Below are 11,327 nucleotides of genomic sequence, written 5' to 3'. Positions count from 1 at the left end.
ACCAGCGGGGCACCGGCCGCGATGGCCATGTCCATGATCTTGTGGATCTTCGTGGCGTGGGCCTCGCCCAGGGCGCCGCCGAAGATCCGGAAGTCATGGGCGTAGACGAAGACCGTCCGGCCCTCGACCGTGCCCCAGCCGGTGATCACACCGTCCGTGTAGGGCTTCTTCGCCTCCAGGCCGAACCCGACCGCCCGGTGCCGCCGCAACTGCTCGACCTCGTTGAACGACCCCTCGTCCAGGAGCAGTTCGATGCGCTCGCGCGCGGTCAGCTTGCCCTTGGCGTGCTGGGCCTCGGTCGCCCGGTCGCTGGGACCGCGCAGCGCCTCCGCGCGGATCGCGTCCAGCTCGGCCACGCGCCCACGGATGTCTCCGGGCCCCGCCTCCGGCTCGGCTAGGACAAGGGAAGTTGTCGCCGTCATCTGTGTTCAATCCCCTTCCTGGGACGGAGAACCGAACCCCCGTCACTTCCAGCTGCCGGGCGCCTGATACGCCTCGGGCCCTCGCCACCGCCGCTTCCGCGCCTCCGCCTGCTCCTCGAGCAGCTGATCGGAGTGCGCGCGCAGCCCGAGCACCACGACGAGTACGGCCGCCAGCTCCTCCGCGCTGGCCCGGCCTCGCTCGACGCGTACGACGTCGTGCAGTGCGAGGGGTTCGACGCTGCCCGCGTCCGTCATGGGGCCTCCTCCGGCTTTCCGGCCACCGTCGGCCAGAGCGCTGGAGAAGCTGTCTCACTTCGCTCGAACCCGGCTCGCAGCGAAGCCCGCAGCACGCCGGACACCCTCAGACGCTTCCCGCGAGCACCGACCTGAGCCCCGCTGCCAGTGCGCTCGCGCCCGCCTCCGCGCCGCCGATGCCCGTCATCACCACCACGACGTCGCGCCCGTGCGCGGCGGTGCCGGCGATCTCGTACGCCGTCAACGCCCCCGGCCCGCTCCCGCACAGCAGCAGCCGGGCGCCGCCGAGCACCTCGACGAGTCCGGCGGGCAGTGTGTGCCCGGGCCCCGGACAGCGCCATTCCACGATGTGCTCGGGGCCGTCGTGCCGGCCGGCGAACCGCTCGTGGGCCCGGGGCGCCGCACCGCCGTCCGCGACCAGGCAGATGACGTCCGCGCCGGGCTCCCCCTCGCGCAGTACGGCGAACTCCGGCGGGCTCGCCCCGGGCGGCCGGGGAGCCACGCGCGGCGGCTCCACACCGTCCAGAACCTCGAGGACCTGGCCCACGGTGGTCTCCCGGTCGGGAAAGTGCGACAGGGCGCACAGCATCCGCACCACGTGGGCGAGCGTGCGTTCCGCGGACACGTCCCGCAGCGCCGCGCGGTCGTACAGGGCGGTCAGTGCGAGGCTGCCGTCCGGCTCGTGGCGCGCGACGAGCGTGACGGCGTGACTCGTGCCACCACCGGCGAGACTGGGGGGATCGACATGGATCCCCTGCGCCGCGAGTTCCCCGCGCAGCGCCCTGGGCTGCTCGGGCACGCTGTCGAAGACGAGCACCGTGTCGACACTGCGCTCGGGCGAGACCGCACCGCTCCGGCCCGGCGGTTCGTCGTCGGCCCACGGGGAGGCCACCATGTCGAGGAGGGCGTCGCGCAGCGCGGACGCCAGCACCCGCATCGGCGCCCGCGGGTCCACGGTGACGGTCAGCGGCATCACACGCCCCAGCAGCCCCGGCATGTCGGCGGCCCCGGGCAGCGCGATGTCCCGGCCCGCCAGATGCACCCCGAAACCGACCCGGCCGGGGCCGCTCGCGCCCGTGGCCCGGTACAGCAGCAGCGCCCACACGAGATGCAGCGCGCTGCTCTCCCCCAGACCCCAGTCAGCGGCCCAGGCCCGCAGGCGTGCCGCCTGCGCGCCGCGCAGCCGACGCCGCACCCGGGCACTGCCCCGCTGCCCGGTGGCCTTGCCCGGCCTGCCGGGGCTGAGTCCGGTGCCCGGCGGCGGCGCGGCCCCCGCCCACAGCGCGCGGGCGGGTCCGGGCGGGCGCCCGGCCAGCCAGCGGGCGTGGTCGCGCAGGTCGGGACGGCGCTCGCCGCCCGGCAGCACGCCGCCCGAGACATAGGCGCGGTAGAAGGCGCGCAGCAGCAGGTGCACGGACCGTTCGTCGAGGAGCGCCCGGTGGTAGGTCAGCAGGATCCGCGTGGAGCGCCGCGTCCCCTCCTCGCCGTGCACGGGCTCGTCGAACAGCGTCAGGCGCAGCATCGCGGGGCGGTGCAGGTCGAAGCCGCGGTCCCGGTCCTGCTCGAGCAATTCGCCCCAGGACCGCTCGAGGCCCGAGCAGCGGACCACGTCGACCTCGGCGTGGGGGTGCACCACGAGGCGCTCCACGCCGACCCAGTCGGGGCTGGTGCGCAGCACGGACTCGCGTTCGACGACCGACTGCCAGGCGGCGACGAAGCGCAGCAGGTCCAGCCGGCCCGTCCAGCGCCACACCACCTGTTCGACGTGGAGCCCCGGATCGTCCTGCTCGCGCACGGCGGCCCTGACCCGGGCCCGCTGTGCCCCGGGCACGGGCACCGGCTCCGCGCCCGGCGGCACGAGGAGGACCTCGGCGAGCAGTTCGGGCACCGGGTCCCGGCCCCGGTCGGCGGCGTCGTGCGGGGCGAGGGAGAGGGTGTGGTGGTCCGCGGCGTGGCGTTCGAGCCGCACGCTGAAGTCGAGGTGGCGGATCGCGGCGCTCGCCGCCACCCGCTCCGCGTCGGACGCCGTCAGGTGCCCGCACAGATCGAGCACATGGCGTTCGCCGCCCGGCAGGGACACCACGCACAGCAGGTCGTCCTCGACGGGCCGGTGGCCGCTCATACCCAGTCCCGGCCGGGGCCCGGCGGGGGCTGGGAGGCGGCCCGGTCCCCGCGGTGCGCCTCGCTCACCAGGTACCGGTCCTGGACGCGATGCGTGCGGAACTCCCAGTGCGCGGCGTCGGCGGCCGGGGCCGACAGCACAGCCGCACCGGTCTCCTCGCCTTCGAAGCCGACCGTGCTGAAGCGGCGCCGCAGCCCGTACCCGAGCGCCTTGGTGTAGGCCTCCTTCAGGGTCCACAGCCGCAGGAACCGGGACGCACGCTCCGGGGCGGACAGCACCGACAGGCGTGCCGTCTCCCCGGGTGTGCACACGTGGCCGCTCATCAGGTCGAAGCTGATGTCGCGGTCGGCCAGTTCGGCGTCGACGCCGATCAGGCCGGTGCGGCTCACCCCGGCCACGAGGAGTTCGTCGGTGTGCGCGAGGCTCAGCGTGATGTCGTCCCGGCCCCGCAGCCCGGGGCGTCCCCCGGGCTGGTAGACGAGGTCGATCTCCTCGACGCCGGCCTCCAGGGCAGCGGCGGCCGTGTACTTCATGACGTAGCGCGAGGCAGCGAAGCCGAGCCGCTGATCCGCGTGGGGCAACTGGCGGTAGCGCGGCCAGTCGCGGTCGAGCAGCCGGGGCAGCGCGGGGTCGAGCAGCGCCGTGGGGGCCCAGGCGCCCCACGTCGTGTACACGACGGCCCGCCCGTCCTCGCGGAACCGGTCCTGCACCTCGGCCCAGGGGCCGTCGGGGCCCCCCACGTACAGCGGCTCCACGGGGTCGGCCGGTACCGCTCGCCCGCCGCTCACCACGGGATCCTGGTGGCGTGAAGATCGCAGTCGAGATTCTTCCACTCCCGTGCCTCCAGTTCCGCCGCGACGTCGGTACGCGGATCCCGTACCGGCTCTGCCGAGGTGACACCCAGCCGCTGGGCGGTCCGGGACAGGGCGAGGAGCGCCCACGCCGGGCGGGCCAGGAAGCCGCTGCCGCCGTGCGCAGCCGCCTCCCGGTGCACTCCCAGTACCGTGCAGGCCAGCATGATCCGGGCGTACCGGTCGGCCAGCGCGGGTGACGGGCGGCGCGACGCGTCCCGGCCGGCGCGGCTGCCGGGTCTGCCGAGCAGCCGGTACTCCGTGAGCAGCCGCCGGGCCACCCGGCTCAGATCGTGGGCCGGGTCCGCCGCGCTGCCCTCGCCGACGCCGGCGGCCGTGTCCACGAGCACTCCGAGCATGGCTGCCACGCAGTCGGCGGGTGCGGTCGCGTCGGGTTCCCGGGCCCCGCCGGACGGGCGGCCGGCGAGCCCGGCGCCGTCCGCCGCGCCCGCGGCGGCGAACGCGGGCGCGTGGCTCACCAGCTCGGTCCTGCACGTCGTCCCGGTCCCCGCCGCCTCGCGTACGTAGGCCATGTCGGCCACCGCCTTCGCGCACAGCCGCATCTCGTGATCGCCGGCGGTGAATCCGCACTCGGCCAGGGTGAGGACCACTTCGTCGAGCACCTCGCCGAGCAGTCCCGGTACGACATAGCCGGCGGCGGCCCGCACCAGGCGGCCCGCGTCGGGCGGCAGGTCCAGGGTGCGCAGCGCGGCCGTCAGCAGGCTCTCGCAGGCCAGCAGGTCGGCGAAGACCCCCGCCAGGGACAGGCGCCAGCGCGCGGAGCCCTGCCCGCCCCGCACGACCGCGCGCACGGCGCAGCGCAGCGTCGTGCCGACCGCCGCGCACAGCGCGGCGGGGGCGAGCAGCCGGGCCAGGTCCACCGCCTGCGGCAGCATCGGGGCGTGGGCCTCGTCCGAGGAGAACAGGACCGCGGTGGCCAGGGAGTGGCCGAGCGCGGGATCGCGGCGCAGCAGGGGCCGCAGCCCGGCCACCGCCAGGTCGGCGCCGACGAAGCGGCCGCCCAGGGACGGCGGCAGGAGTTCGGCGGCGACCCGCTCCCGCAGGGGCGCGCTCCCTGCCGTCTCCAAGCCGGCCAGCGCCGCGTACGCGCGCAGCCGGACGGGGTCGCGCGGGTCGCCGAACAGTTCCTCCAGCTGCCACGCGCGCCGGACGGTGTCGGCGGGCAGGCGGCTTGCGGACGACGCGGAGCCGGGCTGCCCGGGGCCCGTGCCCGTCGGGTCCGTACGTGCGTCCGTGTTCGGGTCCGTGCGTGCTTCCGTGTTCGCGTCCGTACTTGCGTGCTGCAGGAGCGAGCCCTGCCCGGTGTCAGCCATCGGGCCGTCCCTCCCGGTCGTCGATGCCGTCATGGCACGCCCCGTCATCCGACGCGGCGGAGTGCGTTCTCCGCGTGCCACTTGGCCAGGCAGAGGACCTCCCGGCTCGCCTGCCCGAGGCCGGCCCGCACCTCGTGGCGCGCGTCGACGAGGGTGGCGTCGGGACCCAGGACGCGGTCGACGGCCGCGTCCTCCAGCATCACGGAGTGAGAGCAGACCACGAGCGTGCCGAGCGGCCCCGGCAGCACGGACCACTCGGTGGTGTGCCCGGCGAGCAGCCGGGACAGGCCCGGGCTTGCCTCCGCGTCGTCGGGGTCCGTGGCCACGAGGTCCTTGTGCACGACGCGCCCCGCGGCGGGGAAGCACAGCCGTACGGCCCGCGAGACGACGGCGCCGCCGCCGTCCCAGTCGCCGCCGGCGATGTCCGCGATCTGGACGCCGGGGACGTCCTCCTCGACGTCCACCCGGTCGATGTGCGGAACCAGCTCGGGCCATTCCTCGATGCGGTGGAAGAAGTCGTAGACGAGTTCGTGCGGCCCCGACACGCGGACACTGTCCTCGAAGGCCAGCAGCACCTGATCGAAGGTGGTCCAGCGCTCGGCCACCGCCTTGACCTCGTCGAGCCTGGTGATGACCTCGGCCTCGAGGGCGCTGTCGTCCGTCTCGGGCGACGCCCCGAACCACGGGGGCGGATCGTGCTCCCTGCGCAGGCTCAGCACACAGCGGTCACCGTCCGGCGTCACGCGCCACAGTCCGCTGGTGGTGGCGCCGGGCGTCACCGGGTCGGTGCGCTCGGTCTCCACGGTCCTGGTCCGCGGGTGCAGCCGCCGGCGCACCCGCAGCGGCCGGACCCGGCCCTGCACCAGATCCCACAGGTGCAGCCGTTCCTCGGTGCCGTCGTGGTCCATGCGCTCCACATGGACGTACGAGGGGAAGAGCACCGGCCAGCGGACCGCATCGGCGAGCAGTCCGTAGACCACGCCCGCCGGTGCCGCCACGCCTACGGCGTGCTCGGCTGCGTGCACCCGCTGTGACGACATGAACGGTTCCCCTCTTCGGCCGCTGTCAAGGATGCGAGGCTCGCCTGGAGTCCGGCTGGAGGCGGGCACGGGAGACCGTCCGGTGCGGACGGGGCGGTGCGGCGGCCGTGGAGCCCACCCGCAGGATGTCCTGCTGCAGCTTCGCCAGGTCGGGGGAGGGTTCGATGCCGAGGGCGGAGATCAGGGTGGTGCGCAGCCGGCGGTAGGCGTCCAGGGCCTCGCTGGTCCGTCCCGACCTGTGCAGCGCCAGCATGTACTGCCCGCACAGGCTCTCGTGCTGCGGATACCGGCTGACCAGCACGGACAGCTCGCCGAGGAGCTCCCGGTGCCGTCCGAGCCGCAGGTCGACGTCGACCCGCCGGTCCAGGGCGCACAGCCGGTCCTCCTCCAGCTTCGTGATCAGCCGCCCGAGGTGCTCGCCGGGCGTGATCTCCGGCAGCGGCGGTCCGGTCCACAGCGCCAGAGCCTCGCTCAGCAGCCTCTGGGCGGCCATGTGGTCATCGGCGTCCATGGCGCGGTGGCCCGTTCCGAGCAGCCGCTGGAACTCCTGCACAGCGTGGACGCCCCCGTCGGCCTTGAGGAGATAGCCGCCGGGCAGGGTGAGGAGCACGTCCTTGGCCGTCCGGTGCGGTGCGCCGGGCGGGTCGAGCCGCAGCGCGGCGGTGATCAGTTCGCGCAGTTGCAGGACGTACGTCTGCAGGGTCGGCCGCGCGCTGTACGGCGGGTGCTGCCCCCACAGCTCCTCGACGAGCGTCTCGGCGGGCACGAAGCGGTCGGCGTTCAGGACGAGGAGGGCGAGCACCTGGCGGGGCTTGGGAGCGGTGGGCGTGATGGAGACCCCGTTCTCCCGTACGGCGAGGGCCCCGAATATGTTGCTTTCCATTCCGTCTCCCGCCATCGGCGAAGCCTGTCCTTGTGCTGAGCTGCCTCCAGCAAAAAACAGCACGTGCGGTTTGTCAATGGGGAACAAGAGAGGGAGGGTGATGCGGTAACCGTCAGCCGATCACCGGAATGCACCGAATCCGCAGGTGGGTGGGGTCACGCGTGATCGACCTTGCCCGAATCATTAACAAACCATACGGACGGTTTTACTTCTGGGGCTGTCGTTCCTCAGCGCCGACCGGTATCAGGATCCCGTGCGGCGACGCCGCCAGATGGGGCACGAGGAACGACCACAACGGCGCCACCCGGCCGTCCGAGAGCCAGGACCGGTCCTCCGCGCCCAGCACCCCGAAGCCCACGGTGGAGGAGACGAGCACCGTCGTCGCCGCGTCCGCCGACACGGCCTCCCCGAGCTCTCCCGCACGCTGGGCCTCGACGACGAGCGCGCGCAGCCGGTCGTGCCACCAGTTCAGCAGCTCGGCCCTGGCCTTGCGGGACGGATCGGCGTTCAGCCGGAAGCCGGCCCGGACCACGGGATCGTCCGCGAGGGCGTGCAACAGGCCGGAGCAGACGTCCAGGAGCGACTGCAGCGGCGCGCCGGCGGCCCGGGAGCGCTCGGCCAGCCGGACGGCGGTCGTGGCGGCCTCGGTCTCCACCGCGCTGGCGAGGACGTCCTTGCTCACGAAATGGAAGTGCAGGGCGCCCGTGCTCACGCCCGCGCGCTTGCTGATCGACGGCAGGGAGGCGAGAGCGTATCCGTCCTCGGCGAAGACCTCCGCCGCGGCGCGGATCAGAGCCCGGCGCGTACGCGCCGCCCGGACCTGCTGAACCATTGAGACCGCCTTTCAACAAACCGCTTGGGCGGTTTATTTTGCCATCGCGCCCCTGCCCTCTCTACCCGACAGAAGGGCACGCGGCATCCGAGACCGCAGCTTCACGGGGTCGAACGCCACGCCTGCCGGCCGCCCGCCGCCGCTGAAGCACTCAGGGCACCATATGCCCATTCGAGGAAGATACCAAACCGCACGTGTGGTTTGTTGTGAGTGTCTACTTCAGGACATACGAGGGAAGGGAGCGGCGGTCTGCCGGACAGGGCCCGGCGGCCCACCGGACAGGGTCCGGCAGGCACGCCCGAGGAGCCAGGGTCAGGCAGAGGCCTTGACCACGTCGGCCGCCTCTGCCGCTGCTTCGGCCGCCGCGGCGAGCTGTCTTCCCTCTTCGGCGACCTGGAAGCCCCGCTCGGGACCGAACTCGAGCCGGCTCAGGACAGCGGGCACGGCGATGCTCGGCAGCAGATGAGTGAAGAGCGATGAGATGCGGACCTCAAGGTCCTCCCGGCCCGACAACTGCTGGGAATAGATCTGGACACCGGTCCAGGCGGCCGAGAAGACCCAGGCGGACTCGGCGGGATCGACATGGGGAAGCAGCTCGCCCTGCCCCTTGGCCTCCCTGAACAACTGTTCGGTGACGGTGACCCAGGCACTGGTGTATCCGGTGCCGAAGACCTCCACCATCTGCGCTTCGAGACTGAGCCTGGCCGACGCGCTGACCATCGGGTCGTGCCGCATGCGGTAGGCCAGGCCGAGCCCCATGTCCACGACCTCCTGCAGCTTGCTCGCCCGAGGCGTCATACCTCCGTAGCGGAACTGCTCGTCGAGAACACCCTGGGCCAGCGCCTGCTTGGACGGGAAGTGAAAGTACAGGGCTCCCTTGGTCACGCCGGCGCGGCTCAGCACCTCACCGATCGTGGCGGCTTGGAAGCCCCGCTCGTCGAAGACGTCCGCGGCCGCTTCCAAGATGGCTCTACGGGTGCGCATCGCCCGCTCCTGTCGCACCACCGTGGACCCTCCATAGATCGTTCCTGTGTCGCAAATTCTTCTGCAACCTACCCAGAACCAAACCAGGGAGTCCGTATATTCACAAGCCCAAGCCACGCCCCCGCGCGGTCACTGGCTCGTTCGCGAGCCTTCGTCGTACGGCGGAGGGGCTCCGCTCACGGCGTTGCCGTCGCCTCCGACCGGGGCAAGTCGCCGCCTTAACCGGGGCGCCGCCTGCGGCGCGGCACAAAACCGGAGTCCCCGAATCGACTCATTCGGTACCACCGTGTGCCGACCGGGGCCCGGCCCCTGCGGTACGGTCGCCGCGCACAGGCTGTCGAGTGCGAGTCGAGCGAAACCGGGGGGCCGATGATCCTCGTAACGGGCGCCACGGGGGCGGTGGGAGACGCTGTGGCCCGGCAACTCGCGGCGCGGCAGCACGTCCGGGTCCTGGCACGGCGGCCCGAGCGGATCTCCGTGACCGGTCCGCGCGTCGAGACGGTCGCGGCCGACTACAGCGAGCCGTCGGCGCTGCGCCGGGCCCTGCGGGGGGTGCGTGCCGCGTTCCTGGTGACCAACCACCCCACCGAACCGCACGACGAGACGTTTCTGGAGGCCGCCGCCGCCATGGACGTCGCCCATGTGGTCAAACTGTCGGCCGCGGCGGTCGACGACGGCCTCGATGACGTGGTGACCTGCCGGCAGCGGGCGATCGAGGCAGCGGTGCGCTCCGCGGGGGTGGCCTGGACCTTGCTCAGACCGCGTGCGTTCATGTCGAACACGCTGGCGTGGGCCCCCGAGGTCCGCAGGACGGGAACCGTGTGCGCGCTGTACGGCGACGCGGCCAACGTTCCCGTCGACCCTCGGGACGTGGCCCATGCGGCGGTTCAGGCCCTCACCGAGCCGGGCCACGAGGGGAAGACCTACACCCTCGCCGGGCCCGAACGGCTCACCGCCAGGGATCAGACCCGCATCCTGGCCCAAGTCCTCGCCCGCCCCCTGGAGTTCAGGGAGTGGACGCCGGAGGAGGCACGCGGCCACCTGTCCCGGCGTTTTCCGCCCGCGGTGGTCGAGGCGCTCCTGCAGCGAGCGGCCCTGCAGGCGGCCGGGGGCAAGGCGCTGCACGGCGATGCTCCGGCCGGCCGGGCCGGGCGGCCGGCGACGGTCTACCGCACCTGGGCACAGGATCACGCGCACCATTTCTCCGAAGGGACTCGCCGGGCGACCTGAGGCCGGACCTGCCGGTCACGCGGCGAGCCGACAGCCTGTTGCTGTGGCCGTACTCGGGCTGCGGCGGCCGCTCCGCTACGACGCCGCTTCGCCGAGCAGCACCGGCAGTTCGCTGTATCCGTTGGAGATGAACGACTCCACCGGGCGCAACTCGCCGAACGGCACGGCCAGGGAGAGGCCGGGGAAGCGGGTGAACAGGGCCTTGAGCACCACCTCCGCCTGCAGCCGGGCCAGCGAGGCCCCGATGCAGTAGTGCGTGCCGTGGCCGAAGGACAGATGCTCACGGCGCGCATCGCGGGTGATGTCGAACCGGTCCGCCGTGGCTCCGTGCACCTCGGGGTCGCGGCCCGGCGACACGAACGAGATGACCAGCGGTTCGCCCTTCGGGATCACCGTGTCTCCCACCGGGATGTCCTCTACCGCGTAGCGCAGGATCCCGTTCGCCCCCGGCGCCTTCATCCGCACCGACTCCTCGGCCGCGTCGCCCCAGCTCACCTTCCCCGTACGGACCAGCTCGAGCTGGTCGGGGTGGGCGAGGAGCAGTGCCGCCGTGTTGCCGAGGAGGTTGACCATGGTCTCGTTGCCCGCGCTGAGCATCATGATCAGGTTGTCGACCAGCTCCTTGTCGGTCAGCGGCGCACCGCTTCCCTCGCCACCCGCCTCGATGAGCACACTGGTCAAGTCGTCGCCCGGGGTACGCCGTTTGAAGGCGATGAGATCGCCCATGGTCCGGTACAGGTCCTGCATGGTCTGCTGCGCGGCCTCCAGGGACATCCCCGTGTCGAAGAAGCCGCTGATGATCCGCTGCAACGGTTCCCGGTACGCCCCGGGCACGCCGAACAGCTCGACCATGACCTCACGCGGCAGCAGATCCACGAACCTGCGGCGGAGGTCCACCGGCACGTCCGGCGCCTCCTTGGCCGCCAGTTCGTCCAGCAGGACGTCCGCGATCTCCTCGATCCGCGGACGCATCAGGGCGATGCGCCGGGCGGTGAACGCCGAGGCCACCATCTTGCGCAGACGCTGGTGCTCCGGACCGTACGCGGTGTACATGTTCTGCACGGAGACCCATATGCCCAGCGGCCAGGTCTCGGCTATCTCCCCGTTGGTCCACGCCGGCCAGTGGCGGTAGGCGTCTTTCGAGACGCGGGGGTCGGTGAGCAGCTGCTTGATCGTGCTCGGGTCGGTGACGGCCCAGGCCGTCACGCCTCCGGGCAGCTCGACGGGGGTGACGGGTCCGCGTCGGCGCAGTTCGTCGGCCTCCGCGTGGATGTTGCTTCCGGACGGATCGATGGCGTACGGGCAGCGCGCTACGGACATCGACGACTCCCAAGTGGGGGCAGGGATCGACCCCTGCAAAGAAAACCGCAAGAC

Annotated in this window: 11 protein-coding genes; 1 reads left to right on the top strand and 10 read right to left on the bottom strand. The window is 72.7% G+C overall.

The annotated features are described in order from the left end of the window. The 9 genes from ACH4RC_RS35450 to ACH4RC_RS35410 form a co-directional block, all read right to left on the bottom strand. Window positions 1–422 (bottom strand): carboxyl transferase domain-containing protein (locus ACH4RC_RS35450; RefSeq protein ID WP_398208166.1); only part of this gene is annotated, 422 nt, incomplete at its 3' end. Window positions 423–464: 42 nt separating this feature from the next. Further along, entirely contained in the window at window positions 465–677 is a 213-nt protein-coding gene (locus tag ACH4RC_RS35445; protein ID WP_398208165.1) for an acyl-CoA carboxylase subunit epsilon, read from the bottom strand. Window positions 678–783: 106 nt separating this feature from the next. Next, window positions 784–2,799 carry a condensation domain-containing protein gene (locus ACH4RC_RS35440; RefSeq protein ID WP_398208164.1) on the bottom strand — a complete coding sequence of 672 codons (2,016 nt, stop codon included), beginning with the start codon at window positions 2,797–2,799 and terminating at the stop codon, window positions 784–786. Further along, on the bottom strand, window positions 2,796–3,587 hold the full coding sequence (locus tag ACH4RC_RS35435) for a 4'-phosphopantetheinyl transferase family protein (RefSeq protein WP_398208163.1): 792 nt from the start codon (window positions 3,585–3,587) through the stop codon (window positions 2,796–2,798). Before ACH4RC_RS35435 ends, ACH4RC_RS35440 begins: the two co-directional genes overlap by 4 nt. Next, window positions 3,584–4,984, bottom strand: coding sequence for a hypothetical protein (locus tag ACH4RC_RS35430; protein ID WP_398208161.1), 1,401 nt, complete (start codon window positions 4,982–4,984; stop codon window positions 3,584–3,586). Before ACH4RC_RS35430 ends, ACH4RC_RS35435 begins: the two co-directional genes overlap by 4 nt. Window positions 4,985–5,028: 44 nt before the next feature. Next, a complete protein-coding gene (locus ACH4RC_RS35425) occupies window positions 5,029–6,024 on the bottom strand; it encodes an SRPBCC family protein (RefSeq protein WP_398208160.1) in 996 nt (331 codons plus the stop codon). A 25-nt stretch (window positions 6,025–6,049) separates the two neighbouring features. Next, complete coding sequence (locus ACH4RC_RS35420; protein WP_398208158.1) at window positions 6,050–6,907, bottom strand: BTAD domain-containing putative transcriptional regulator; 858 nt, start codon at window positions 6,905–6,907, stop codon at window positions 6,050–6,052. A gap of 205 nt (window positions 6,908–7,112) precedes the next feature. Further along, the gene (locus ACH4RC_RS35415; protein WP_398208156.1) at window positions 7,113–7,739 is read right to left on the bottom strand and encodes a ScbR family autoregulator-binding transcription factor; all 627 of its coding nucleotides are present in this window, start codon (window positions 7,737–7,739) and stop codon (window positions 7,113–7,115) included. 312 nt (window positions 7,740–8,051) lie between these two features. Further along, window positions 8,052–8,723 (bottom strand): ScbR family autoregulator-binding transcription factor, encoded by a 672-nt coding sequence (locus tag ACH4RC_RS35410; protein ID WP_398208155.1) that lies wholly within the window; start codon window positions 8,721–8,723, stop codon window positions 8,052–8,054. Window positions 8,724–9,092: 369 nt separating this feature from the next. On the opposite strand from ACH4RC_RS35410, the gene ACH4RC_RS35405 reads away from it, so the two are divergent. Further along, window positions 9,093–9,953: an NAD(P)H-binding protein gene (locus ACH4RC_RS35405; protein ID WP_398208153.1), complete on the top strand. Its 861-nt coding sequence runs from the start codon at window positions 9,093–9,095 to the stop codon at window positions 9,951–9,953. Between the two features lie 75 nt (window positions 9,954–10,028). Here the strand turns inward: ACH4RC_RS35405 and ACH4RC_RS35400 are convergent, their stop codons facing one another. Continuing rightward, window positions 10,029–11,273, bottom strand: a complete 1,245-nt coding sequence (locus ACH4RC_RS35400) for a cytochrome P450 (RefSeq protein ID WP_398208151.1) — start codon at window positions 11,271–11,273, stop codon at window positions 10,029–10,031. Window positions 11,274–11,327 lie beyond the last annotated feature (54 nt).

Origin of the sequence: Streptomyces sp. NPDC016845, from assembly GCF_044332585.1 — a bacterium.
In the GTDB taxonomy this organism is placed as follows: domain Bacteria; phylum Actinomycetota; class Actinomycetes; order Streptomycetales; family Streptomycetaceae; genus Streptomyces.
This window is presented reverse-complemented; position numbering and strand designations above follow the sequence as displayed.